This is a genomic window from Shewanella sp. 0m-6 (genome assembly GCF_052977325.1).
In genome coordinates this window covers 18,750-45,104 of record NZ_JBRIMD010000004.1, presented here as the reverse complement: position 1 = coordinate 45,104, position 26,355 = coordinate 18,750, and the positions used below count along the sequence as shown (strand labels likewise).

27 protein-coding genes are annotated in these 26,355 nt (G+C 44.7%); 4 read left to right on the top strand and 23 right to left on the bottom strand.

Annotation, left to right across the window (positions count from 1 at the left end):
• Window positions 1–4: 4 nt before the first annotated feature.
• The 23 genes from ACVBJC_RS04175 to ACVBJC_RS04065 form a co-directional block, all read right to left on the bottom strand.
• Entirely contained in the window at window positions 5–535 is a 531-nt protein-coding gene (locus tag ACVBJC_RS04175) for an MSHA biogenesis protein MshP (protein ID WP_447159764.1), read from the bottom strand.
• The gene (locus tag ACVBJC_RS04170; protein ID WP_447159765.1) at window positions 525–1,451 is read right to left on the bottom strand and encodes a PilW family protein; all 927 of its coding nucleotides are present in this window, start codon (window positions 1,449–1,451) and stop codon (window positions 525–527) included. Before ACVBJC_RS04170 ends, ACVBJC_RS04175 begins: the two co-directional genes overlap by 11 nt.
• The gene (locus ACVBJC_RS04165; RefSeq protein WP_447159766.1) at window positions 1,451–2,026 is read right to left on the bottom strand and encodes a type IV pilus modification PilV family protein; all 576 of its coding nucleotides are present in this window, start codon (window positions 2,024–2,026) and stop codon (window positions 1,451–1,453) included. The genes ACVBJC_RS04170 and ACVBJC_RS04165 overlap by 1 nt, the downstream gene beginning before the upstream one ends.
• Window positions 2,013–2,498 carry a pilus assembly FimT family protein gene (locus tag ACVBJC_RS04160; RefSeq protein ID WP_447159767.1) on the bottom strand — a complete coding sequence of 162 codons (486 nt, stop codon included), beginning with the start codon at window positions 2,496–2,498 and terminating at the stop codon, window positions 2,013–2,015. The genes ACVBJC_RS04165 and ACVBJC_RS04160 overlap by 14 nt, the downstream gene beginning before the upstream one ends.
• A gap of 309 nt (window positions 2,499–2,807) precedes the next feature.
• On the bottom strand, window positions 2,808–3,284 hold the full coding sequence (locus ACVBJC_RS04155; protein ID WP_447159768.1) for a type II secretion system protein: 477 nt from the start codon (window positions 3,282–3,284) through the stop codon (window positions 2,808–2,810).
• 26 nt (window positions 3,285–3,310) lie between these two features.
• On the bottom strand, window positions 3,311–3,811 hold the full coding sequence (locus tag ACVBJC_RS04150) for a type II secretion system protein (RefSeq protein WP_447159769.1): 501 nt from the start codon (window positions 3,809–3,811) through the stop codon (window positions 3,311–3,313).
• Window positions 3,812–3,837: 26 nt separating this feature from the next.
• Window positions 3,838–4,362, bottom strand: coding sequence for a type II secretion system protein (locus tag ACVBJC_RS04145; RefSeq protein WP_447159770.1), 525 nt, complete (start codon window positions 4,360–4,362; stop codon window positions 3,838–3,840).
• 63 nt (window positions 4,363–4,425) lie between these two features.
• The gene (locus tag ACVBJC_RS04140) at window positions 4,426–5,034 is read right to left on the bottom strand and encodes a type II secretion system protein (protein ID WP_447159771.1); all 609 of its coding nucleotides are present in this window, start codon (window positions 5,032–5,034) and stop codon (window positions 4,426–4,428) included.
• Window positions 5,035–5,103: 69 nt separating this feature from the next.
• Entirely contained in the window at window positions 5,104–5,595 is a 492-nt protein-coding gene (locus tag ACVBJC_RS04135) for a hypothetical protein (RefSeq protein WP_447159772.1), read from the bottom strand.
• 36 nt (window positions 5,596–5,631) lie between these two features.
• Window positions 5,632–6,852 (bottom strand): type II secretion system F family protein, encoded by a 1,221-nt coding sequence (locus tag ACVBJC_RS04130; protein ID WP_447159773.1) that lies wholly within the window; start codon window positions 6,850–6,852, stop codon window positions 5,632–5,634.
• Window positions 6,853–6,854: 2 nt separating this feature from the next.
• Window positions 6,855–8,588 carry a GspE/PulE family protein gene (locus ACVBJC_RS04125; protein WP_447159774.1) on the bottom strand — a complete coding sequence of 578 codons (1,734 nt, stop codon included), beginning with the start codon at window positions 8,586–8,588 and terminating at the stop codon, window positions 6,855–6,857.
• A complete protein-coding gene (locus tag ACVBJC_RS04120; protein ID WP_447159775.1) occupies window positions 8,588–9,865 on the bottom strand; it encodes a tetratricopeptide repeat protein in 1,278 nt (425 codons plus the stop codon). Before ACVBJC_RS04120 ends, ACVBJC_RS04125 begins: the two co-directional genes overlap by 1 nt.
• A complete protein-coding gene (locus ACVBJC_RS04115; protein ID WP_447159776.1) occupies window positions 9,862–10,770 on the bottom strand; it encodes an ExeA family protein in 909 nt (302 codons plus the stop codon). The genes ACVBJC_RS04120 and ACVBJC_RS04115 overlap by 4 nt, the downstream gene beginning before the upstream one ends.
• A 2-nt stretch (window positions 10,771–10,772) precedes the next feature.
• Entirely contained in the window at window positions 10,773–12,446 is a 1,674-nt protein-coding gene (gene mshL, locus ACVBJC_RS04110) for a pilus (MSHA type) biogenesis protein MshL (protein ID WP_447159777.1), read from the bottom strand.
• Window positions 12,447–12,451: 5 nt separating this feature from the next.
• Window positions 12,452–12,787, bottom strand: coding sequence for an MSHA biogenesis protein MshK (locus ACVBJC_RS04105; protein WP_447159778.1), 336 nt, complete (start codon window positions 12,785–12,787; stop codon window positions 12,452–12,454).
• Window positions 12,768–13,424: an MSHA biogenesis protein MshJ gene (locus ACVBJC_RS04100; RefSeq protein ID WP_447159779.1), complete on the bottom strand. Its 657-nt coding sequence runs from the start codon at window positions 13,422–13,424 to the stop codon at window positions 12,768–12,770. The genes ACVBJC_RS04105 and ACVBJC_RS04100 overlap by 20 nt, the downstream gene beginning before the upstream one ends.
• The gene (locus tag ACVBJC_RS04095) at window positions 13,421–14,029 is read right to left on the bottom strand and encodes a PilN domain-containing protein (protein WP_447159780.1); all 609 of its coding nucleotides are present in this window, start codon (window positions 14,027–14,029) and stop codon (window positions 13,421–13,423) included. Before ACVBJC_RS04095 ends, ACVBJC_RS04100 begins: the two co-directional genes overlap by 4 nt.
• Window positions 14,026–14,907 carry an MSHA biogenesis protein MshI gene (locus ACVBJC_RS04090; protein WP_447159781.1) on the bottom strand — a complete coding sequence of 294 codons (882 nt, stop codon included), beginning with the start codon at window positions 14,905–14,907 and terminating at the stop codon, window positions 14,026–14,028. The genes ACVBJC_RS04095 and ACVBJC_RS04090 overlap by 4 nt, the downstream gene beginning before the upstream one ends.
• A 217-nt stretch (window positions 14,908–15,124) precedes the next feature.
• Window positions 15,125–17,044, bottom strand: a complete 1,920-nt coding sequence (csrD, locus tag ACVBJC_RS04085; RefSeq protein WP_447159782.1) for an RNase E specificity factor CsrD — start codon at window positions 17,042–17,044, stop codon at window positions 15,125–15,127.
• A 170-nt stretch (window positions 17,045–17,214) separates the two neighbouring features.
• Window positions 17,215–18,465, bottom strand: a complete 1,251-nt coding sequence (locus ACVBJC_RS04080) for a malic enzyme-like NAD(P)-binding protein (protein WP_447159783.1) — start codon at window positions 18,463–18,465, stop codon at window positions 17,215–17,217.
• Window positions 18,466–18,630: 165 nt separating this feature from the next.
• On the bottom strand, window positions 18,631–19,404 hold the full coding sequence (locus ACVBJC_RS04075; RefSeq protein ID WP_447159784.1) for a thermonuclease family protein: 774 nt from the start codon (window positions 19,402–19,404) through the stop codon (window positions 18,631–18,633).
• Window positions 19,405–19,605: 201 nt separating this feature from the next.
• The gene (gene rpmE / locus ACVBJC_RS04070; RefSeq protein WP_220762057.1) at window positions 19,606–19,818 is read right to left on the bottom strand and encodes a 50S ribosomal protein L31; all 213 of its coding nucleotides are present in this window, start codon (window positions 19,816–19,818) and stop codon (window positions 19,606–19,608) included.
• 201 nt (window positions 19,819–20,019) lie between these two features.
• A complete protein-coding gene (locus ACVBJC_RS04065) occupies window positions 20,020–20,736 on the bottom strand; it encodes a FimV/HubP family polar landmark protein (protein WP_447159785.1) in 717 nt (238 codons plus the stop codon).
• Window positions 20,737–20,981: 245 nt separating this feature from the next.
• Here ACVBJC_RS04065 and priA point away from each other — a divergent pair, with 245 nt between their 5' ends.
• From priA to hslV, 4 genes are all read left to right on the top strand, one after another.
• Window positions 20,982–23,177: a primosomal protein N' gene (gene priA / locus ACVBJC_RS04060; protein ID WP_447159786.1), complete on the top strand. Its 2,196-nt coding sequence runs from the start codon at window positions 20,982–20,984 to the stop codon at window positions 23,175–23,177.
• A 124-nt stretch (window positions 23,178–23,301) separates the two neighbouring features.
• A complete protein-coding gene (gene argS / locus ACVBJC_RS04055) occupies window positions 23,302–25,047 on the top strand; it encodes an arginine--tRNA ligase (RefSeq protein WP_447159787.1) in 1,746 nt (581 codons plus the stop codon).
• A 10-nt stretch (window positions 25,048–25,057) separates the two neighbouring features.
• Window positions 25,058–25,633 carry an SPOR domain-containing protein gene (locus ACVBJC_RS04050; RefSeq protein ID WP_447159788.1) on the top strand — a complete coding sequence of 192 codons (576 nt, stop codon included), beginning with the start codon at window positions 25,058–25,060 and terminating at the stop codon, window positions 25,631–25,633.
• 150 nt (window positions 25,634–25,783) lie between these two features.
• On the top strand, window positions 25,784–26,308 hold the full coding sequence (gene hslV / locus ACVBJC_RS04045) for an ATP-dependent protease subunit HslV (protein WP_447159789.1): 525 nt from the start codon (window positions 25,784–25,786) through the stop codon (window positions 26,306–26,308).
• The last annotated feature ends 47 nt before the right edge of the window (window positions 26,309–26,355 follow it).

The following is a 26,355-nucleotide window of genomic DNA, read 5'->3' as shown; positions in this document are numbered from 1 at the left end:
GGTTCTAATCACGAGCTTCTACCTCCACTTGACGACTCACGCGAATGCAACTGGCATCGCTATCAGTGCCTGAGTCACATTGCCCGGTACTGCAAGTGCCAGTGCTGGTCACGAGGTATTGGGTCATATTATTTTGCGGTAATGTTGTTGTTATCGCAGAGCAGGTCATCACTACAGTGCAGCCGTTAAAGCCCACGAGTCCAGTTGCAGTACCAATATTCCACGTAGTTTGAGCATCACAACTACCGCTACTGCCATCAACTGGAAACAAAGTGGCTAAAGCGCGATCGGCGCCGGTGTTTGCTGCAGCAAAGGCGCGTGTTCCCCAGACTTCAAGGCTGATATCTTGGTCAGCATCATCTAAGACATTAATCAATGTCGCAGCCAGTAAAAACATCACTGTGATAATGAAAACACCTATCACCAAGGCGCTACCGCGCTGCCTAGAGCAATTAATAGAGCGCCTAGAGCGATTAATAGAACTCATAGAGATAGGCTTACGACGAGTGGGCAAAAGCATTTGGTTACGGGACATTAATCACCTGCACTTGATGATGATATTGAAACGTTTGCCCTTGCACATTAAACAGTGGGCTTAAGTGAACCATAGCGTTGTTTCTAAGCGTGCCAGGGGTATAAGCAATAGGGCTATTGGTACCTATGGTATTGACTATATTTTCCGCCATCAACACACCCGTCCCCATATCAGTTGGTGATGGCTGCAAATTAGGATGATTAAAACCATAACCTGCGTAGCGCTTTAATAAGCTCAACTCTGTCGTCACTTGCTCGAAGCAATAGCTAACCGCGCCTTTTACGCCAAAATAACGCTGTCTTGGAGATGCCTCATCAAAACGCACCGCTCGCCCAAAATTAATACTGAGATCATTGCTGCTATTCGCTGTAATTGAGTCAATAGTAAATAGCTTGCCTTGGGTGCCAGCAGCAAAGGTGTATACATCGGCAGGGGTGAGCGGGTAAATCAGTAGTAATTGATCCGCGGTTAATGGCGCATTAGCAGTCGATTGCATCGCAGTGCCACTACTTGCTGTTGAGGCTGGCACGATAGGCATATCGATATAAGACGCACTGGAGATAATCGGCATCATCTCGATACATTGCCAAGCACCATCACCACTATCGCGAACACGAATACTGTTTGGCGCTGCGTTACGGATCTCTCGGGTCATGCGCTCAATAGCAAATCGACTTTGGCTCATTACCTGATCAACCGAGGTAGCGTCGATAAATATCCGAGTACCAAAAATCAGAAAGCTACTCACCCCAAGTACCAATACACCGAGGATAATCACCACAGTGACCATCTCGACCAAAGTGAAGCCGCTATTTTTGAGTTGCTTAAGTTGCTTAAGTTGAGTTAGTTGAGGCTGATTTAATTGAGTTAGTTGACTCAATTTCGACCTCGAAGCTGGGCGTATTAACGATTGCATTAATAGTTGCTCCGGATCGCGTTGAAGGTCATCACCTCGCCATTAGGCGTGGTCACATTAATCGTAATAAGCTTGGTATTAAGGCTCGGTAAATTGTTATATGTCACTTCAACGTTAAGGCCATAATTAACATAGCGCTGAGCATAAGTTTCGCTGCTATCAAGCATCAGACTGTTGATATTAAGTCCGTTGTAATCGTCAACATCGTTATAATTATTACGGCTTTCTTCGGCGCCATTAACCTTATCAGGTCCCAAATTGCCTTTGGCTGTACAAGGCTTCCCCGCTGGCAAACCTAACGTAGGCTTTGCTGGTGCGCCGCATGCTGGCACCCCACCATTAGCATTGGTATTTTGATCAAAACGCTTACCCCAGATCTCATTTAAAATAGAATGGGCAAGTTCTGCTGTACGTACTCGATGCAGGGTATCAGCGGCTCTTTCCGCTTGAGGGAATAGCATAGTGCTAAGTAACACAAAGGCGATGCTTATCACCACCATGCCGACAACAAGCTCAACCAAGGTAAAGGCTTTTTGACTGTGCAATTTAAACCTTAAGAATCTATTGCCCATCATGAATATACCCCTCTGATTCTATAGCAAGCAATAGAGTTTCATCGGCAATCACGCTAATGCAATTACCATTGCAGCGAGCACCATTCACTATGGGTACGCCTTGGGCATTAAATTCAATATTGAAACTGCTCGCGCCATTGAGCAAAGCTAAGCTAGCACCACCTTGAAACGCCTGTGGCATATCGGTACGAATGAGAGCGCCTAAACAAGCATTGTTGTAAGCGCCTTGGTAGCGAGAGACTTGATAATTGGTATCGGTGACAGATAAACGGTAGCAGCGATCTTGATTATTCATCGCCATGATCTGCACCTTTCTAAGCTCACTAATAAACTCATCACGTAGGGTAAAAGCACTGTAGCTTGAAGAGGTCAGCAGCCGAGGAATCACCACCACAGCAAGGATGGCAATAAGGATTATCGTCGTCACAAGCTCGACTAGCGTAAAACCTGTGTGGCGCTGCGATCTATGCATTACTCGTCCTGATTGATATGTGCAGTTGTAAGTTGTATTGATTGCCGTTTATTTTTTGCTGCTAAAGCAAACTCACGATCTTTGACGCTAGAATCGAGAGTCTAGGACGCCGCGTTGCGACGGCTAGAGCGGGCTGCGCCCTGCTATAAAAGATGAAACCACAAGCTGGTGCCTAGTCTAGCTTTTCCGGCTTTTCACCATCTTAAACCTGATTTCCCAACAGTTTAATAATTATGGCAAATAAAGCCACAATTAATGCCCTAGATACAAAAAAGGCCTGCGAGGCAGGCCTTTTTCACTCAGATAAATCTAGCACTTATCAGCTGTTGGCATATCACCGTACACTGGTGGTGTTGATGCATCTTTAGCTTGCGTGTAAATAAATTTACAATCAGTAGGTGCATCCTTAGGCGATATTGCTATCGCAGGTGTATCACCAGTAGCACCTGTAACAGGTGTAAAAGTCCAATCAGCAGCTGTAATTTCCAATGCTTCTTCTATCTCGGCTGCAGTTGCTTGCACATAACCAAATTGCAAAGTCACGTCCCCAACCTTTGGAGGATTAGTGGTATCTGTAGCTTCATTCTTTTCAAAACCGCCGATTGCAGCTTTCGAGTAATAAAGAGAGTTAGCCCCTTGCAATGCGCCTTTCACACCTTGAAGAGTAGATAAACGAGCATCGCTCTGTAGGTTGATAAATTTAGGTGCAGCTGTTACAGCCAAAATACCTAGAATGATAATCACAACCACTAATTCGATTAGGGTAAAACCATTTTGTTTTTGCATTGTCATTTTCTCTTAAACCGATCCGATTAACAGCCAGTATCAGTAATAGTATAAGTTGGTACAACTGAAGTGCTTCCAGCTTGAGTATAAACTAACTGACAATCATCGGCAGGTGAGCCCGCTTGCTTGATAGTTAAAGTTGCTGGTGTAGCTGCTGAATCGGGAACTACAACCCACTCTGGATTTGTTGCTGCTAAGCCAAAATCGGCATCGATAGCGTTGTTGAACTCAGTTTCAGTAGCTTGAAGGTAACCAAAGTTAGTTTGCGCTGGGTCTTCAGCTCCAATTTCTACACCTTCATCAGTAGCCCAAGATGAACCCGCTTTCTTCTCATCACCAGCTAAAGCAGCTTTAGCGAACACTAGGCCGTTAGCGCCTTGAATGGCACCTTTAACACCTTGCAGTGCTGATGCACGCGCGTCACTTTGTAGGTTGATAAACTTAGGCGCAGCTGTAACAGCCAAGATACCTAGAATGATGATCACAACCACTAATTCGATGAGGGTAAAACCATTTTGTTTTTGCATTGTCATTTTCTCTTAAACCGATCCGATTAACAGCCTGATTTTGTAATAACGTAAGTAGGTATTTCAGATGTGCTTTTTGCTTGAGTGTAAACAACATTACAAGTAGCGCCATCGCTAGGAGCGCCAACCTGGTAAACAGTCGCTTGTCCCGCTGCAGGCGAGTCTTCAGTAATAATCCAGTCTGCAGCGGCTTTTTCAGCATCATCTGCAGTAGATAAAGCAAAGTTAACATCCATTGCTTTTGAAAAGTCGGCTTCTTTAGCTAACAAGTATCCGTATATAGTTAGTACTTCGACTTCGTTTGGAGCTGTACCAGATATTACAACTTCAGTTCCATCAGTATCATCACTTTTCTCCAAACCAGCTAAAGCCGCTTTAGCGAACACTAGGCCATTAGCGCCTTGAATGGCACCTTTAACACCTTGCAGTGCTGATGCGCGTGCGTCGCTTTGTAGGTTGATAAACTTAGGCGCTGCTGTAACAGCCAAAATACCAAGAATGATGATCACAACCACTAATTCGATTAGGGTAAAACCATTTTGCTTTTGCATATAAAATTCCTCGATCACGTAACAAATACAACTAACGAATCTACTCGTTAAGTTGTAAAAAATTTAGTCAATAAAACTCGCTACTTGGCCTGAACCTGGGTTGTAAGTCACCCCTTTACCTGCCAAATTGTTCAAATCAGACAAATCCCCAGACGGTATTCCCGTTTGTGGATTTAACACGAGTGATGAGGCTAGGTAATACAAACAAACATCAAGATCGCTAACAAGCACGCCATCTATGGTATTTGAGCTACCACCCGCTCCTTTTGCCACGCTCACTACATATCTTGCTTTACGCGCATCTTCTCCTGAAACTACGCTTCTTGGTGAATTTTGTAAAACAAGATCAAACACTTGTTGGCAAGAATTTTGGTCCATGCCTTTTGCATCTGTGTTGGTTGCACCCGTTGGATAACCAAAACGAGTATCGAGTGATACCGTTGTACCATCTAGCAACACGGTATTATTACGACGACCATCGACTTCCCACTGTGAGCGAACAAAGCTCACTGCGGTGCTTAAGCCACCTGCTACGCCGTCGACACTGGCATCTTCAGCATCATCAGTTACGTTTAAAAAACGGGGGATAGCCGTCGCAGCCAACAAACCTAAGATCACTATGACTATGACTAATTCGATAAGGGAGAACCCCTTTTGATACTGTTGTTTCATTTTACCCCCAGTGTTGTATGCGACTATTCTAGCAGTTTGTTAAAATTAGAAAACAGATAATTTCGCTCTTTAGTCGGCCCTAGTCAAAAAAATGACCCGTCCAGAGCTAGTTTGATAGCTAATACTATCGCCAGACTCGCCAATATATCGGCATACTCCTGTATCTAAGTTGAACTCAGTATCAATTTGTTGCACATAACCTTGACCCAACAATTCGGACAATAACTGCTGACAACCAGCAACACTTGTCTCATTCAAAATGGGCCAACCACCAGCAGCCATACGCACTTGCCCCGTGGATGAAACACGATCTTCACTATCTGAGTACCAATCCAACAATAAAACGTCTGGCTTACTACGCATCAGCCATTGTGAGCGCGCCACCGCCATAACATTAAGCAGTCGTGTATGTTCTACCCGAATACTTGGCTGACTAAGCTGCTTAATGCCGCCAAAGTAATGAAAGCCTAAGAAAAATAAAATAATGAGCAAAATAATCAAGGCAATCACTTTGCCATAAATAGTGATCAGCTCTGCTTCTGCTTTTTGTTGGCTAAGCACGTTAACCGGCCCATGCGTTCATTGACAATGACTTCACTAGCGCCCACCTTTAACGACATTGAGCATGTCCCACATAGGTAGGTAAATACCCAGTGCTAGCACCAATACAATACAGGCAACAAAGCCAATCAGAATGGGTTCTAACTTGGCGGTTAAGTTTTTAAGATCGTAGTCCACTTCACCTTCGTAAAAGTCAGCCGCATCATTTAACAACTGATCAATTTGACCGGTCTCTTCACCTACTGCCACCATCTGTAGTACAAGAGGCGTAAATAGCTGACTGTTATTCGATACTCTTAGCATCGACTCGCCTGACTCGATACCACGGCGCATACCCACAATACTGTCGTGCATATAGGCATTATCTACGGCGTCAGCAACAAGACTCAATGCTTGCGTCATTGGCACGCCTGCACTCAACATCATTGAAAAGCTGCGGCAATAGCGCGATAGCGTTGAACGTTCGATAATACTGCCAACTATGGGGATATTTAACTTCCATCTATCCCACTGCTTCTCGCCTTTTTCAGAGTTATGCCAATAACGAATGCCCACGAAACTCGCAACAATAACCAGGATCATCGCAGGCCAGTAATTAACGAAAATATTTGATGTATTAATTAACAGTTTAGTCGCCCATGGCAGATCGGCACCAAAACGCGAGAACATTTCTGCAAACTTGGGGATCACCATGATGTTTAAGATAACCATGGCTATCGCGATCGCTATTAAGACAAATATCGGGTAACGCATCGCCGCTTTAATCCGTCTGCGGGTTTCCTGCTCGCGTTCGATATAACCCGACAACTGAATAAAGGCGTCTTCAAGCTTACCGGTGTTTTCACCCACATGAACCATAGAGACAAACAATGCATCGAATACATCGGGATGCTGATTCATCGCTGATGATAGAGGGCGACCTGAGGTCAACTGTGCTGAAATATCATCGAGCGCCTCTTTCATGCGCACTGAATGCGTCGTTTCCGAAAGCCCTGCGATCGCTCTTAAGATCGGGATCCCTGAACGAGTCAAGGAGTACATCTGCCGAGTAAATATCTGCAGTTCTTCTAAGGCGACCTTACCTTTAAATAAAGACTTTAAGTCAAACTCTTTAGCTTCTTTCGCTAATACTAGCTCCAAGGGGATCACGCCACGAGACATCAGTTGATCGGCAGCCGCACTCTCTGAGCTAGCATCAACTTGCCCTTTTATCTGCTCACCTTGAGCGCTTCGACCGCGGTACTGATATGTAGGCATGTTTAAGCCTCACCCAAATCTAATGAATTATCGCTAACATCTTCAACCAACTTGGCGACCTCTTCTATGGTCGTCATGCCCTGTGCTAAATATTTTAGGGCCGACTTTGCAAGCGGAGTAAAGTTTGGACTCTGGTAAGCTGCGTGAGTAAAGTCTTGTGGGTTACCACTACGCATCGCCTCAATCATAGGCTCATCAAGCTCTAAGATCTCAAACACACCAATACGGCCGCGATAACCACTGCCATTACAGCTTTGACAACCCGTACCTATTTTAAATGTGGCTTGTGAGTAATCGAGCTGACTCACGCTAGATAGCCAGGCCTTGTCTTGGGCGCTGAGATGGTAGTCGATGGCGCAGTTTTGGCACACACGGCGCACTAATCGCTGAGCAATGATGACTCTTAGCGCGCTCGCCACTAAGTAGCTTGCAGCCCCCATATCGAGCAAACGCAGCGCACTGGTTACCGCATCGTTAGTATGCAGAGTCGACAGTACAAAGTGACCGGTTAATGCACCACGTAGACCAATTTCTACCGTTTCTTGGTCACGCATCTCACCGACCATAATGATGTCGGGATCTTGTCGTAACGTGGTTCTAAGTACATTAGAAAAATCGAGGCCAATTTTATGATTAACTTGAACCTGATTAATACGAGGTAACTGATATTCTACTGGATCTTCGACCGTAATGATCTTGCGATCTGCGGTGTTAAGCTCGCTCAACACGCCGTAAAGAGTGGTAGTTTTACCGCTACCAGTCGGCCCGGTAACCAGTAACATTCCGTGAGGACGCTTGATTTGACGACGGATCCTCGCCAGCATTTCTGGCGGCATACCCGTTTCGTTTAGTGTCAGTAGACCTGCAGATTGATCCAGCAAACGCATCACCACAGACTCACCGTGGTAGATCGGCATTGTCGACATACGTACGTCAATCTTATGCCCTTTAATTTCCATGTGAAAACGGCCATCTTGAGGCAATCGCTTCTCGGAAATATCTAAGCCTGCCATCAACTTTAAACGCAATACTAATGCCGCTGTGATGCTGACTTCAGGCAAAATATTCTCATGTAACTGACCGTCGATACGCTGACGAATGCGTAACGTTTTTTCACCTGGCTCAATATGAATATCTGATGCTCGCATCTGCACTGCATCTTCAAAGATGGACTGTAGCAGTTTAACAACCGTGGTTTCGTTGTCGCTATCACCCTCGGTCAAACTGCCCAGATCAAATAGATCATCAGCGGCGTATTCTTCTTCCAACCTACCCGCTATTTGCGCAATTTCATCGGTACGTCGATAGAGATTATCAAACGCATCCAATAGCTGCTCTTCAGTCACAACCGCAATTGAAATACTCTTAGGTGCTAGCAACAGTTCTAAGTTATCCATGGCCTGTAGATCGGCAGGATCGCTCATAGCGATTAGCACGCTGTCACCCTTATCTTCGACAACTAAGGCGCGATATCGACGAGCCTGCACCTCAGGCAGTAAGCTAACCACTTCGGTAGCGATGGCACGCTTACTAATATCGAGGAAGGGAATGTTGAGCTGATGCGACAAAAACTGCAGTAATTGCTGCTCAGTGATCGATGACAAGTCAATTAGCGTGCGCCCAAGTTTCTTTCCCGTATTTCGCTGTTCGCTTAATGCTTGCTGTAATTGCGCTTCTGAAATGATGTGCTCTTGAACAAGCAGATCACCTAATCGCATCTTTAACTTAGGTTTCACTAGTACGCTCCTAACTGCAGCAATCGATTATCTACATAAACTTTAGCCTGCGCTGATAGATTGCCTTGCGACAAGGCTTGGTTGTAAGCCAACTTTGCCTCGGTATATTGTTGCTGGGCATCTAACGCATAACCTAACCCCATCCACCAGCGCCCTTGATTAGGTTCACTCTTGGCTAGCAGCCTAAAACTTTGCTCGGCAACGGGATAATCCTTCTGCTTTTGAGCTAAATCACTTTGCTGATGCCACTTTTTTATCGCTAAATCACTGGTGTCAGGGATCAGCGCTAAGCTTTTAAGTGCTTGCTCATTTTGCCCCCCCGCCTGCAGGACCCGCGCTAATAACAATGAAAACTCGTATTCTTGTGGGAATAACAGCTGGCCTTGCTCTAATAGCTTCGCCGCTTGGGCTAATTTATTTTGGCCATAATATAAGGCTGCCGCCTGTCTTCTAGCCTGGTGCAACGCAGGGTTATACATCAGCGCTGCTTCGTAATAAGTTAAGGCATCCAGGTGCTGACCTTGCTGCTGTGCGTCGGTTGCCAACATCATCTGCTTTTTGGCAAGCTGCTCGGCAGACAGCTTCACCTCTTTGACTGCCATATTGCCGCCGCTATACAATTCGCTCGAACGTTTGCTGGCTGGTGCGATATTCATCTGTGAGGGCGACGCTGCAAGCTCATTGGCACTATCTGTTTGCTTAAACTTAACCTTAGCTTCATCCTTAGCCTTAGCTTCATCCTTAACCTTAGGTTCGTGCTTCGCAACTACCTGTGCTGGTGTTTCGATTGGCTGTGCCGCCTTGGACTCAAAATCTTCTGCTATAGGACTCGCTATGGTTGAGGTTTCTACTGTTGATGCTATCTGAGCCGGTTCTATTAATTTAGACCCAGCTTTAACTTCAGCTTTAACTTCAGCTTTAACTTCAGCTTTAACTTCAGGTTTAGTCTCAAGCTTAATTTCAAGCTGCTCTGCAGTTATCGTTTTAGCAACCTCGGCCTTACCCTCTGCTGTTTTCACAGCCTCAGTATTTGTTGCTAATGGCTGAATATCGGCTTGATTAGCATTCAGTCCTATCCCTGGATCTGACTGCAACGACCCCGTCGCTAAAAAGACCACTAAGCCACCGATAAATAGAGACAATATACTTGTTAGCACCAAAGCTCGCTTCGGTGTTGAATTCACTTTGTGTGCGATGGGCGACGTAGCCATACTTTCGAGGCCGTGAGGCTGTTGGCGCTTATCTAAATCTTTGAGCATTTTGTTGATTACGCTCATATTACGCCTCCTTTAAACCAATAAAATAAACTGACTGAAATGCCTGTTATCACAGCTAGAGCTATAGCCCATTTAACCGCTAAACCTTGATTGTTTGTAGCATCACTTGTATCTGCGATGGCGGCATCGACATGATGTCGCTCAATTTTGGATCTACCTTCCCCGAAAGCTACCAATAACGCTTTATGGGACAACACATTAATCAAGCGTGGGATCCCTCTGGCCGCCTTTGCAATACGCTTCGCATAGAGCTCACTGAATAGATATCCATTTTCACTGCCCGCGACACTCAACCGGTGTTGAATATAGGCAGCAGATTCATCAAGCGTTAATGGACGTAAGCAATAGCTAAAAGTGATCCTTTGCCTTAGCTGCCTAAATTTGTTTTGCGCCAAACGTTCATCGAGCTCTGGTTGGGCAAATAACACCACCTGCAGTAACTTACGGCTTTCGGTTTCTAAGTTAGTAAATAAGCGTAGCGCTTCAAGACTTTCATCTGGTAAAGCCTGCGCTTCATCGAGCACTAAAATAATCGAGTGGCCGTGTGCGCTTAGTGCCATAAGTTGTTGCTGAATTAGGCCTGTTAACTGTTGCTGATCTATTTGGCTTGAATGCTTTAGACCAAGCTCCATCGCCACAGCCCAGCGTAATTCATCAGGCGTTAAGTAAGGATTAGGCAGATACGCACAATGAAAACGTTCAGGTAGATCGTTCATCAGCTTACGGCATATGAGTGTCTTACCCGTTCCGACCTCACCAGTAACTTTTATAAAGCCCTCACCAGTCTGTAACGCTGTTTGCAGCACTTGTAAGGCTTCTACGTGCGGGGCAAGGCCAAAGAAGAATCCCGTATTCGGTGTAAGTGAAAACGGGACTTCTGTTAAGCCAAAATGCTGCAGATACAAGCTTATTGCTCCTCAGGATACCAACGATCAAGCAGCTCTTGAGAACGCTTCAATTCGTTTTCCCATGTGTTAGCACCGACAACAATGGGTTTAAGCAAAATAACTAACTCGGTCTTAACGGTGGAGTTTGCACGGTTAGTAAAGGCTTCACCTAGATATGGAATGTCACCAAGTAATGGAACTTTAGAGACAATCTCTTTGTTCTCACTCTTCATCAAACCACCAATCACCACCACATCACCACTAGCAGCCTTAATCACAGTGTCTGATTCGCGGATCTCACTCTGTGCAAGAGGCAGCTCTAATGTGCTACCGGAGATCTTAATAATTTTGGTTTGCTCTTTAATGTCTATCACTGAAGGATGGATATGCAGCAATACATTACCTTGCTCATCAATTTGCGGCGTAACGTCAAGCGCGATACCAGAGAAGAATGGTGTTAATTCAACATCTGGAGTAGTGATTGGGGTATTACTTGCAACGGTTGTTGAAGATACGTTAGTTACAAAGTACTCATCAGTACCGACCTTAATAACCGCTTTTTGGTTATTCGACGCGGTCACTCGTGGGCTTGATAATACATCCACGTCACCTTGGGTATCGAGCAAGCTAATCATGGTGCTAAAGTCAGAGCCATCTAGCTTAATAGATGTCACTCCGCCTAGTACGCTAGAAATTTGATCGCTAAGACCAGTAGTCGGGCTCGTGCCAAAGGTAATATCTGTACTACCAGCATGGCCTAGCACACTCTCCCAATGGATCCCCTGTTGATAGCCATCAGATAGCGTCACCTCAAGCACTTTGGCTTCCAAGATGACTTGACGTTGCAAATGGCTTTCTGCGGTTTTGATAAAGTTACGTACCTGACGGATCTCATTTGGATACGCTCTGATAGTCACTAATCCCGCCTGTGGTGTCACCACCACTTGACGTCCACCACCAGAATTACCAATAATCGATACTAAGGTCTCTTTTAACTCACCCCAAAAATCTGATTTAGTCTCAGAGCGGATAAAGGTGCCATTGGTTTGATCGCTTGAACCGCTATTTGAACCTGAGTCACTGCTTGACGAGTTATTGAAATTACTATTATTGCTGCCGTTACTATTACTGTTGCCATTAGAATTTGAATCATTATCTGAAATACGACCCGAACTCACCGACGTTAACGATAAGCCTTGGCGTTCCATATACAGATAATTTAATGAAAAGGTTTCGGTTCGCATGCCAGCAGGGAAAATACGCAATATGCGCCCTTCTCGGCTCACTTCATAGCCATAGATATCTTCAACGACTTGTAGCGCTTCTTGCAACGTCACGCTTTTTAAAGACAATGAAATTTTGCCTGTCACATCAGGGTGTACAGCAACGCTTAACGGCGTACCTTGAGCAAGACTTGGAAAAAAGACTTTAGCATCGACATTGTTAGCTGAAACATCAAAACGTCGCTCAGTCGGCCTTGCTGGTGCAAAACCTTGCAACAAGTTATCTGATGACAGCTCACGCTGAACATCATCAGGCATCACTGCAGGCGGAGGCGTAGTATTTGCCGCTTTATCATCGACTATAGCCTCAGCCAATGCCTCTTTAGACGCTACCGGATTAGGTCTGTCAACTGTTTGGCAAGCCACTAGCAATAATGACAGCAAAGGGGTGATATAGATTATTGAGCGCATTTTAATTATTGTCCCTTAAGATCTGTTACAGCTGGAAACAAAGTCAACTTACGACCGTCAGCTAATGACACCGTGTCTTTACCAATTTTCACGATTTTGACACCTTTTACACTTCCACCTAATGTGAAAATTTGATTATTTATCACAGCGTAAGCAGAGCTACCTTTCAGCACGATACTATTGAGCACTAAGTTGGTGTTTGATGAGGCTTTCACCGAGGTTGTTTTACCCGATAAATGACCTGGTTTTGTAGGATCACGCAGCGCTGCAGCATTAAGGTTAAAACCTAAAGTACTGCACAGAAACCCAATCAATAGCGCACTAATCTTTTTTGGCAACACTGATAAAGTCCTTATTAATACTCAAGGTATAAAGTTCTAATGAAACAGAGGCCTTTGGATAGGTATCGACTTGATAGTCCATACTGCGCCAGTACAGTTTGTTAGGCATATTTTCAACCGCTTCCACAAACCGCATTACCGCAAAGTAGTCACCAACAAATTCAAGATGTATACCGTGGCTGTATAAGTTAACTTTTTTATCGTCCCCCACCTCTAATAACGGAGTTGGCGCAATTGAAGTAAAAGATTTCAGCTCAATGCCTTTTATTTTAGACAGCAAGCCTGCCAATAAGGTTGGCATATGATCCGCAGGTACCATATCGACCATCTGATAAGAAAGCTGCTTATCAATTGACTTATTTTGTTGGTTAATATTGTTTAAACGCTGACGATATTCTTCATCTGGATCTTTGCGAAGACTCTCTTCATAGAGCTCTATTTGCTGCTCAGAAATTCTGTTTTCGCTTGCAATCGCTCGGATCTGCTCATTGAGTTGACTGTGCTGTTTCAACGTCGACTCGAGTGGGATATAAAACAATAAACCCGTAATAATCAGCCCCGCAGCAGCGATTAATACTCGCTCTCGCTGACTTAAGGCGTCAAATTTTTCTGTTAATTTAACCCACTGCTGCTTCATTTAATCAACTCCTTACCTGTAGGAGTGGCATCACTTGTTAGCTTAAAGGCAAGCGGCTGATTTTCACCTAGATTCATGGTCATTGTCGCAAAGGCATGACCTTTGAGTGTCGTGGTGGTTTTTAAGCGTTCAATCCATAAGGGAACGCTTTCAGGGCTAGAGGTAAAACCTTCGAAAATATAGCTTTTTTCATTAACCTGAATGCGGTTCAGCCAAATACTCGAGTCTGCAACGCGAGCAAGATCGGTCATTAATGGTGAGTAGCCATAGCTAGTTAATACTTCTTGCTGGCTGAGCTTACCAAACAGTTTCTGTTTCAATTCCAGCTGCTGCGCTTTTAAATTCACCTCTGCAACCAAGGCTTCACTTGGTCCTCGCTTTGCTAAAGCAGCCTCGAGGTCTTTTTTATCTGAATCAAGCCGTTGCTTATCTTGCATCAACTGCGCTTTGTCAGACTCAAGGCTAGAATTTAACGCAAATACAGCCGCGCTGGATAATAAGAGTACCACGACAACCGCTAGCATCGCTCGGCTTAACCGTGAAAAGGATAAACGCAATTCAGGCGGAAATAGGGTTTCAGAATAGAGGTTTACTCTTAGTTTCATAACTGCTGACCTCGCATCGTTTCAGCTAAAGCCAACTCAGCAAACGTTGCGTCAACAGAAGCGCCTTTATGAGGAGTCACACTTTGGTTAAAGTTACTACTGATCAAGCTTGCAAGGTGTTCACACTGCCCATCCATGACTAACTCTATCGAGGATACAGGCGCCTCACGTAGCTGACTCTCAAAATAATCCATCGAGCGCTGGATCTCTAAACTTAAATTGTCAGCAACGCCATAAGCTAAATCTTCAGCCGAAATCTTATCGATTTGTAAAAAGCCCCTTACCCGTCGTTGCATAAAGACTTCGCCTGCCCTGACAACCGTCAATAATAACTCTTGCCCTTCACGGTGACTTAATACTAACCGAGCTTGGTTATCATCAAATAAATTACTCATCGCCATCTCTTCAATCGAGACACCACAGATGAGCAAGCCTGCATTTTTGGCGGCTAATAACAACGAGCTGAGTAGGGATTTTTCTGTAACAACCACATTAACTTTATTGGTGGTTTGTTTTGATGATTCAAAGTAATCCAAGTGAATATCTGTGACAGGTTGGGCAGCAAGATCTTTTACAGACCAAAGCAGTGCTGCATTGAGCTCTTCTACTGGTACATTTGGCTTATCCACCAAAAATAGTTGATAAAAGTCTGCAGCCAGTACAATTTGAATTTTCGCAACACCAAACTCACTCACCAATTGAGAGAAAGCTTGCTGCCAGTCGTGATGACTAAAAGAGAAAGTCATTGCTTTTGCATCTGTCTGAGCTGTCGATGCTTGAAACACGGATATTTTATCGGCGCAAACATAAACACCTAACGCTAATGTAGGTGCAGGTTTACGCCAAAACTGGATTTTATCTAACAGGCTTTCTTCCATTAATCCATGCCTTAAAAAAATGACCCTAAATCGAATCTAAATAAGTGAGTAAAACGATGTTGAGTAAATAAATGTGTATATTAAATACTGCGAGTTCTTATCTCGATAGCGCAAGACTCTTATTATGCCATTAGTGTAGCGAGTTATCCCTGATTATTATAGATAAAACCCTAAATTAAGAATATCTAGTAACAATCACCTCAAAATACGAAACAAACTATACCTCTTCGATCGGCTCACTGAAAAAGCTCCCCTGTCCAGCACTCACGCCTAAAATTTGTAATGTTTGCCACTCTTCAAACACTTCAACCCCTTCTGCGCACACCTGTACATCGGTGCGAAATAAACCTGCAATTAAGCTTCTAACAAATAGCTGATTTTCTGCTCGTAGATGTATTTGATTAACGATAGAGCGATGAAGCTTAATTAACGATATAGGGTAATGGTGAATATACTCAGTGCTCACAACTTGTTGACCCACACGATCGACACAGATGCTCGACCCCATTTTATTGATCATATCTAAAGGTGCTACAAGCTGCTTCTGATGCTTAACTAAAATCGCTTCATTCACCTCAAAAATAAGCCTTGGAGCTAAATGTCGGTACTCAAGCAGTGTCGTCTTCAACCAGCGTACGAAGGCGCGGCTGGTTAAGGTATCCAAGCTCAAATTAATACTAAATTTTAAGCTGTTATCCTTGTGTTTAGGCAATATATCAAACATCACCATCTCGATGACCTGACGTTCAATTTGTGGTGTCAGACCGCACTTTATCGCCATAGGTAAAAATAGCGTTGCCCTGACTAAGTTACCCTGCGTATCTCGTAGGCGGCAGGTTACTTCTTGATGATGAGCCAGCGAGTCACTGTCTACGACAGGCTGCGAAAAAAGAAATACTCTTTTGCTCACCAATACATTCTCAAGAAAACTTCGCCAACGTACAGAGCCTTTTGACAAGTCACCGTCAACCGAGCCCTTGTCGTACATAAACCAACTACTCCCGCCCTGGAATTGAGCGGAGCGCAGCGCGAGTTCAGCCTCTTCCATTAACGCATCTTTATCATCACCGACTTTAAAGTAAGCGCCACCTAAATGTATAAAGTCGTCTGGAAGTGGGATAAATGTATTGAGTTGATTAAGGCTCAAACGCAGTAACTTAGCGGCGAGCTGATCGGCCTCAGCTTGAGATATTTGTGGCACGACGACAGCAAATTGATTGTATGAACGTCTTGAGAAAATGCTATTCGCTTTATCCGCTAAGATTTGGTTTACGGTATTAATTAACTGTAACAGCAGCTCGTCGACCTCGTGATCAGCTAACTCTTTACCGAGTAAGTCTAAATCCTCCATCTCAAACAGATACAAAACACCTGGCGTCATCATACCTGAGTGATTACTTAACGCATCCAAGCGGTTTTTCAAAAACAAACTATTACCTATGCCTGTTTCTGCATCTAAAAATGTATTAGAACGAATAAACTGATCAAATCGAGCACGCTCTTTATGAGCATCATCAAGCTCTAACAGCAGGTGCGTTAACGCTCGATTGATTAACCTCGGCTTACCATGCCCCTTTTCGGCCAACGCTTTATCATACTGCCCCGACAGAATAAGACTTGAGCGTTGCGCTAAATGCTCAATCCCTTCAAGGTGCAGTGAGAACCAGCGAAACCCAAAACGTACAAATAGGAATACAGCAAGGCAGCCGATGACAATAATCAGCAATTCATACCAGCCAATATCAGCGCGACTAAATGGTTGAGGTAAAGTAAGCTTCATCGACAACTTGCCACCAGCGAGTTGACTGTGATAGTTCACCCCGCCTCGTTGAGGAGTCGGTGAATGATACTCAAAAATAACGTCTTTGCCTGTCGATAACGTAAAGGCCTGCGCACGATACGCATTAAGTAAAGGCGGTAACCACGCATTAATCTGCCCACTATTTTGCTGCGCTACCTGGTGTTCAACCTGTTGTTCAAGTAAGTTTTCTAGTTCGGTAACCTTTTGCTGCTGAAAGGTATAGGTCAGTTGAATAAAGCTAACCATAGCGGTCAAAAAACAGATGAACGCGACACCTGCCAGTGACATAAGCCAAAAGCTAGTCAGTTTTTTTGTAAGAATTCGAGTCAGTTTCATCTGTCCGCTTCCTGCTGGATCTTATTGTTGCATCTAAACCTGCATCCTCAAGGCGATGGAGAATGACGTAAGCCAACCTTACCTTGCTAGCCTTCAGTTATACAGTAATCGAAAAACTCTCGGCAACAAAAAAGGAGCCATTAGGCTCCTTTTCTCGACAAATAGAGTGCTTATGACTCCATATAGCCTGCAGGTAATTCTTTAATCACTGCAACACCAGATTCAATTGCTGCAATCGCAACCGCTTTGGCCACATTAGGCAAAAGGCGCGCATCAACTGGTTTAGGGATCACGTATTCTGGACCAAACTCTAGTGAGTCAATATTTGGATAGGCTGCAAGTACTGAAGCCGGTACCGGCTCTTTTGCCAAAGCAGCGATTGCGTGTACAGCGGCAATCTTCATCTCATCATTGATTCTTGAAGCACGCACATCTAGCGCACCACGGAAAATGAATGGGAAGCAAAGTACGTTGTTAACTTGGTTAGGGTAGTCGCTACGGCCCGTCCCCATGATTAAGTCTTTACGAACATCATGAGCAATTTCGGGTTTGATTTCTGGATCTGGATTAGAACAAGCAAAAATCACTGGCTTATCTGCCATTAAGGCAACATCTTCAGCAGCTAAAACATCTGGACCAGAAAGACCTAAAAATACATCAGCACCTTTAATCACATCTTGCAGCGTGCGCTTATCAGTGTTGTTAGCAAATAGCGCCTTATACTCATTAATGTCGTCACGACGAGTATGGATAACGCCTTTTCTGTCTAGCATGTATACGTTTTCACGCTGAGCACCACAGTTAACAATCATGGTCATACAAGCGATCGCAGCTGCGCCAGCGCCCATACAGACAAACACTGCGTCTTCGATAGACTTGCCTTGAATCTCAAGTGCATTAAGCATACCTGCAGCAGTTACAATTGCAGTACCGTGCTGATCATCATGAAATACAGGTACATTACAGCGCTCAATCAGTGCCTTTTCAATTTCAAAACATTCTGGCGCCTTGATATCTTCAAGGTTAATACCGCCAAATGTGTCGGCAATCGCTTCAACTGTGTTAATGAACTCTTCAGATGTTCTGTGCTTTACTTCGATATCTGTAGCATCAATATTAGCAAAGTGTTTGAAAAGCAAAGCCTTGCCTTCCATTACAGGCTTAGATGCCAACGGGCCTAAGTTACCTAGACCTAAAATTGCCGTACCGTTAGAGATAACAGCAACTGTGTTGCCTTTACCTGTATAACGGTAAGCATTGTCTGGATTAGCCGCAATTTCACGTACAGGCTCTGCTACACCCGGGCTATAAGCCAGAGCGAGATCCATACTGGTTTCTGCGGGTTTAGTTAGGCAAACAGCTGTTTTGCCTGGAACGGGGAATTCATGATAATCGAGGGCTTGTTGACGAAGATCTGCCATTTTTCTAATCCTGAGTGCGACTAATAATATCCTGAGCGAGAGGTCGGCAACTAAAGTTTCAAATTGAGCAAAAAACAGTTAGTTGATAGCCGCTAAGATACTTGAATCTCAGGTCATTTCAAACAAGTTCTTCTCATTTTTTAACTTTATCGCTATATATTATTCCTAAGGGGCATTTTCCAAGGTTATCTGAGATGGATGTGTCGCATTTAGGCGATATTTGCCGTAAGAAAAGTACAACTTACCTCTTACTATTACGCGGCTTTCAAGCAAATTCAACGTCAAAATGTTGCTAAACTTACCAATATCTTGCTGAGTCATCATCAAAACCAAGTTATTGTCGATATTAAGCTCGAAATTTTGACCTTTTCTTTCATAACCCGTAACAACTCCTCTGACCTCTCGCCATTTATTACTGTCATTACGCGTTAGGTTGTAGGTGGTTAAAGGTTGATAGGCTTTATGACTCCATAAGCCCACTTTATTTGTACGTGCGCTTCGTTCTATTTTACTTAAACACTGCCAAAAATAGTCGTTTTGGTAGACTCGTGCCTTAGCAAAACCATTAGCTAGCATCATCTCTTGCAGATGCTCTAATTGCTCAGTGTAGACATAAGCCAGTGTTCGACCAAACGGATCTAAGCGCTTCTTATCGAAAGCAAGCAACAGCGACTGACCGGGTTTAACGACTTCAGAAAGGAATTTTTTTGCAGGTGTAGCGTAAGGCTGTGAAAGCTCTGGAAATTGAAAGTCAATTTCAGGGGAGTCGATACCGATGAGTCGCACTAAGCGGCCGTCGGTTAAAGTAATAGTATCGCCATCATTGACGTAATCTAACGTAACCGTTTCATTAAACTGCGTCGGTATGCATAGGCTCGCTTGCACAACGAAAACCGGTAAAGATAACAGCAGGACTGCCAGTATTCTAATTAGACTCATGCCACGGCCCTCCTTTTATCAATCCTTACTGTGTCTATAGTGACGACAACACATCAAGATGTAAAAGTACCACGAGCCCATAACCGATAGCTATTCAAACCATACTAATCAGTATAAAGATGTGATTTTTCAGCGAGTAAATATGCTTAGATAGCAAAAAGGCGCCAGAAGGCGCCTTTTTTAAATTCATTGCAGAAGTAATTACTTCTTGCCAAGTGCACCAAAGCGCTTGTTGAACTTGTCGATACGTCCGCCAGTATCCATAACTTTCTGGGTACCAGTGTAGAATGGGTGACATGCACCACATACGTCTAGGTGTAAATCTTTACCTACAGTAGAGTTAATCTTGATAACGTTACCACAAGTACAAGTTGCAGTGATTTCTGCATAATCAGGATGAATGCCTGGTTTCATTGGAATTACCTCAGTAAAAGGCCATGTCGCTCTTCCAACCCGAAGTCGGACACCACATGCAGTTAAAATAAAATTATTTAGGCGCCGAATACTACAGGATCTTATTTGTAGATTCAAGCGCCATTATGTGTGAATAATAAATAATCGCAAAAAGGCCTCAAAAGCCTATTCTATTGCACCCTAGCAAGCAGCCTTAAGCCATTATTCCATCGCATTAAATTGCCTCATAGCCACCTTAGCATCCGCATACTTTTCGAGCGTGACCATCGATGGACACTCTAGGGTCGCTTGCGACTTAAGGCCATTTATACTCTGGTTATTAAAAGCCTTAGGGTTACGCTCAAAAATGGCTAACATCGCCCCATAAGGGCTTATTCCCCAACGTTTAGCTTGTCGATTAGCGATACGCCATAAGGTTTCTTTACCATCAAACTCTATTTGGCAGTCATCTAAACGGCTGACTATCACATCAGCACCACTCACTTTTATGCCACTTGAGGCGACTTCGGTTTGCTTGACCTCTTTAACAGCGCTCGCCTGATAAGTGCTATCGCGCTTATCCCTGCCAGCTTCATTCACCTTGTCATTAAATAAACTCAAGACTTTGACTTGGTACCAGCGATTAACCCGGTACTCCTTTACAATCAATACCGCGTTTTTATCAACCACATCTTCCACCCCTGTCGCCTCGACCATAAAACTGGTCAGAGGCTTAGAGAGCAGTCGCTCTTCACCATTGGCTTGCCGAATTGAGAACTGTACTTTTTTCAGGTTGCTATGAGAGGTAACAATATTGAGCTTTAAGCTAGGGTGCTCACCGAGCTTAAACTGCCTCTCATTAATACTGACATGTGACACTTCTGCCTGAGCCGTTGCCAATGCTGTCATTGCCATCAGCGCGAATATAAATCTCTTCATCAAATGTACCTTAATCCAGTAAAACTTTTTCTTGGCTATTTTTATTAATCATTATTCCAACCAATTGAATAAGCCTGCTTAATCAAGCTTAAGCTAATACCAATTAGTAACAGTAAAATCATCCCAATGCACCCTCTCAAAAGGCCAGCGAGTATGTTTGATCCGCAATAAAATCAATTGCCGCTAGCTCTGATGAAACTCGCTCGGTACACTTAAGGCTAACTTCCCTTCTAAATAGTAATACTATGCCTTTGTTTGTTGAGGTCGCCCTGCCCGTTCCAATGCGACAAAACTTTAGCTACCAAGTGCCTGAACATATCACCATTACGCCTCAAAAAGGCATGCGTGTTCAAGTTCCGTTTGGTCGCCAACAACTCATCGGCCTTATTACGGCAACCAGTGATAGCTGCTCACTTCCACCTAAGCAGATAAAACCGATTGTGGCCATTCTTGATACTGAGCCATTACTGCCAGATTCACTTTATAAATTAACTGCTTGGGCCGCAAGATATTACTTCTGCAGCCTAGGGCAAATGTTATCGCAGGCGATTCCTGTTGCGCTACGTAAAGGCGCAGAGGTCAAAGAATCTAGCGTCACATACTGGACGCTAACCGATGCAGGCAAAGAGGCTGATATCAATCAGCTCAATCGAGCCCCTGCACAGCGAAAGCTACTCCACAGCTTGCGTGAACGCGACATAGAACTCAGTGACATTACCAGCTTAGAGCTAAGCAAAGCCGCAATCAAAGCACTAGATGATAAAGGCTGGATTGAAAAGAAAAGCCGCATACTTGCGACAGACTTAAGCTGGCGCACCGAACTTGAAATGACAGAAGAGCCGCACAAGCTTAACCCAGAGCAAGCCATTGCTGTCGCCACCTTGACCCAGCAGTCAGGCTATCATTGCACCTTACTTGAAGGCGTTACCGGATCAGGTAAGACGGAAGTCTACTTAGCCATGCTTGAAACCGTATTAAAACAAGGCAAACAGGCACTGGTTTTAGTGCCCGAAATTGGTCTAACCCCACAAACCATCAATCGCTTTAGACGCCGATTTAACGTTAAAGTGGCCGTCATTCACTCAGGTCTTACCGACAATCAAAGGCTGGATGCGTGGCGACAAGCAAGATCTGGTGAGGCTGCGATTATTATCGGTACCCGCTCCGCGCTCTTTACCCCGATGCTTTATCCAGGCGTGATCATCTTAGATGAAGAGCACGACTCTAGCTTTAAGCAGCAAGAAGGTGTGGGGTATCACGCCCGCGACTTAGCCGTTATGCGCGGCCATCTTGAACAAGTCCCAGTGCTTTTAGGGACGGCCACGCCATCACTTGAAACACTACAAAATGCGCTCAGCGGCCGCTATCAACATCTGCATTTAGCAAAACGCGCCGGCGCTGCCGAAAAAGTGCGCCAGGGCATTATCGATATTCGCAATCAGCCGCTACGCTCAGGGATGTCTCACGCGCTATTGAATGAGATGCGCATTCATCTCGACGCTGGCAACCAGGTTATCTTATTTTTGAACCGTCGTGGCTTTGCTCCTGCACTTATCTGCCATGAGTGTGGCCATCTACATGAGTGTGACCGCTGCGATGCCTTCTTTACCGTGCATCAAGCCTTAGGCGAAATTCGTTGTCACCACTGTAGCAACCAATACGCCATTCCTAAACAGTGTCATAGCTGTGGCAGTACCATGCTTGCAGGCCAAGGCGTGGGCACAGAACAGCTTGCGTCATTTTTAGAAAAAGAGTTCCCCAATCATCCGGTGGTACGAATAGATAGAGATACCACTCGTAATAAGGGCTCACTCGAAGGGCACCTTAATGCGATCCACAAGGGTGAGTACAAAATCTTAGTTGGCACCCAAATGCTGGCGAAAGGCCATCACTTTCCTGATGTCACCTTAGTGGGCTTATTGGATGTAGATGGTGCGCTATTTAGCGCCGACTTTAGAGCGCCTGAGCGATTTGGCCAGCTCTATACTCAGGTATCCGGCCGCGCAGGGCGAGCCACTAAGCCCGGCACGGTATTGCTACAGACCCATCAGAGCGATAACGCCATGCTGCGAGAGTTGATGCACAAAGGTTATGGTGAGTTTGCTCGCAATCAGTTATTTGAGCGTACTCAAGCACTACTGCCACCCGCTTGGCATATGATCTTAATTCGTGCTGAAGCTCATCAGGCTATTGATGCTGACAACCTGTTAAGCCAAATTGGTGCCCTACTACCGCAAGATGAAGAGTGTGAAGTGATTGGCCCCATGCCTGCGCCGCTTGACAGAAAAGCGGGTAAGTATCGCCGCCAGCTTTTATTCCAGACAAAAAACCGTAACAGACTCCAGTTAGAATTCGAGCGTGCATTGCCACAAATCGAACAGCTGCCACTGGCTAAAAAATGTCGTTGGAGCATAGATAGAGACCCACAAGATCTGCTTTAAATCGACTTTATCGGCTTCAAAGCAGAAAAAGTTCGCTAGAGGATAGTAATTCACCACCACTAGCGGCTAAAATAGTCGGTTACCCCTAATTATTTTTCTTTATGTAAGTGTCGATTAAACGCCAATGAAATCACATACTCAATCTTTACTCGCTGAATCTTTAAATGCTCTTAAACAACAAGGGATTGTTCCTGCTGACTTTGAAGCTCGTATTCAAGTTGACCGAACGAAAGATAAAAGCCACGGTGATTTTGCAACTAACTTGGCAATGATGCTAACTAAAGCTGCGGGCAAAAACCCACGTGAAATCGCTCAGCTATTAATTGATAACTTGCCGACATCAAGCCATGTCGAAAAAGTTGAAATTGCAGGTCCTGGATTTATCAACTTCTTTATCGATGATAACGCCCTTGCTAACCAGCTAATGGCAGCACTCAACAGCGATCACTTTGGTCTTGAGTTACCAACACCACAAACGGTTGTTGTCGATTACTCTTCACCTAACCTTGCTAAAGAGATGCACGTAGGTCACCTGCGCTCAACCATTATTGGTGACAGTGTAGTGCGCGCCCTAGAATTTATGGGTCACAAGGTTATACGTCAAAACCACGTTGGTGACTGGGGCACTCAGTTCGGTATGTTACTTGCCTATATGGAAGAGCTGCGTGCAGCCAACGGCGAGCAAGCCAAGATGGAGTTGTCTGATCTAGAGACATTCTACCGCGCTGCTAAAGTGCGTTTTGATGAATCAGAAGAGTTTGCCATTCGCGCTCGTAAGTTAGTGGTTGCACTTCAATCAGGCGACGAGTACTGCAACAAGCTATGGCGCGAATTTAACGATATTTCGCTAAGCCATTGTCATGAACTATACGAGCGTTTAGGTGTGAGCCTAACCCGTGCAGACGTTCGTGGCGAAAGCGCTTATAACAATGACTTAGCACAAGTCGTTGCCGACTTAGACGCTCAGGGTTTACTGTCAGAAAGTAACGGTGCAAAAGTCGTATTCCAGGACGAATTTAAAAACAAAGAAGGCGAGCCTCTACCGGTTATTATTCAAAAAGCCGATGGCGGTTACCTCTATGCCACCAGCGATTTAGCAGCTATGCGCTACCGCTCTAACGTCCTTAAGGCTGACAGAGCGCTTTACTTTGTGGATTTACGCCAAGCGCTTCACTTCCAACAAGTATTTAAGCTAGCTAAAACAGCTAAGTTTGTTCGTGAAGACATGAGCTTTGAGCACATGGGCTTTGGTACCATGAACGGCGAAGATGGTCGTCCATTCAAAACCCGTTCTGGCGGCGTTGTTAAGTTAATCGATCTGTTAAATGAAGCCGATACGCGCGCATTAGAATTGGTTCGTAGCAAGAACCCAGATATGGATGAAGCTGAACTAGTTGAAATTGCTCGCGTTGTGGGTATCGCATCAGTTAAGTATGCCGATCTTTCAAAGAACCGCGCGAGTGACTATATCTTCAGCTTCGAGCAGATGCTGAGCTTTGAAGGCAACACCGCGCCTTACCTACTCTACGCATACACACGTGTAGCGGGTATTTTCAAGCGCGCTCAAGACGTTGACTTAAGCGATGCAACAATTACTCTAGAGCACGAAAAAGAGAAAGACTTAGGGACTAAGCTGGCTCAATTTGGTGAAGTAATGGCGCGTATGGTCAACAAAGGGCAGCCCCATGCACTTTGTGGCTACCTATTTGAACTGGCTGGTGCCTTTTCAAGTTTCTACGAAGCATGTCCTGTATTGGCCGCCGAAACAGAAGAGTCGAAGAAAAGCCGCCTACTATTGTCTCAGCTAACCGCTAAGACATTGAAGCAGGGTCTGAATCTTCTTGGCCTAGAAACCTTAGAACGGATGTAACCTCCAGCTCATGACAAATCGTGATTATGCAAACCGTAAGCCTGCTCGAAAAGGTAAGAACAGCGCTCGCAAAAAGAGCTCAAAAGGAAGCGCCCCTAAGCGCTTTCCGATTCTGCTGTTGCTTATCACACTTGTAGGCGTTGGTGGCTTTGGCTATTTACTGTGGATATTAAGCAGCAATGATGAACCAGCAACCACACCTGTGGTTGTCGAACAGCCAAAGAAAAAACCAGTAAAGAAAGATCCTGATGCTCTTCCTCCTGCACCGAAAGAGGAATGGACCTATCTTAAAGAGTTAGAAAACAAGAAGGTCGAAGTGGACCTTCCTGAGGTGTCGACTAAACCTAAGCGTCCTTATCAGATGCAATGTGGCTCATTTAGAAAAGAGTCACAGGCTAATGAGCTAAAAGCGATAATCGCTTTCCAAGGACTAGAGGCTCGAGTTCGAAAAGTCCAAGGCACCAGTGGCATTTGGTACAAAGTGGTTCTAGGGCCTTATGACAAGAAACGTGATGCTGAAAGGCAGCGTCACGTGTTGCAAAACTCTGGCACTAACGGCTGCCAAATCTGGCTCTGGGAAGGCTAACGCCCACCAGCAATAATTTAAAACGCTGCCCTGTGCAGCGTTTTTTATGCCAGTACCCTATCTACCCTTGATATTTACTCACGCATCCCCATATCTCTATTATCGTCAACCAGCAGGCAGACCGCCTCTGGCTAGAGAAGAGGATTTATTGTGACCACTATCGTATCAGTACGCCGAAATAACCAAGTTGTTATCGCCGGTGATGGCCAGGTTTCTCTTGGTAACACAGTTATGAAAGGCAATGCTAAAAAAGTTCGTCGTTTGTACCACAACAAGGTACTTGCGGGCTTTGCTGGCAGTACCGCCGATGCATTCACCCTATTCGAGCGTTTCGAAGCTAAACTCGAGATGCATCAAGGTCACCTTATGCGTGCCGCTGTCGAGATGGCTAAAGACTGGCGCTCAGATAAAGTTCTACGCAAGCTTGAAGCTTTACTTGCCGTGGCCGATACAGAGTCTTCACTGATCATTACCGGTAATGGTGATGTTGTTCAGCCTGAAAATGATCTTATTGCGATAGGTTCTGGTGGCGCCTTTGCCCAATCAGCTGCGACTGCACTGCTTGAAAATACCGATTTAAGTGCACTCGAAATCGCTGAAAAATCGCTGACAATTGCAGGTAACATTTGCGTGTTCACCAACCAATTTAAGACTATCGAAGAATTAAAGTACTAAGCCTAGCGCTCAGTACCACGCACTAAATAAAAAGTACTAAACGATTC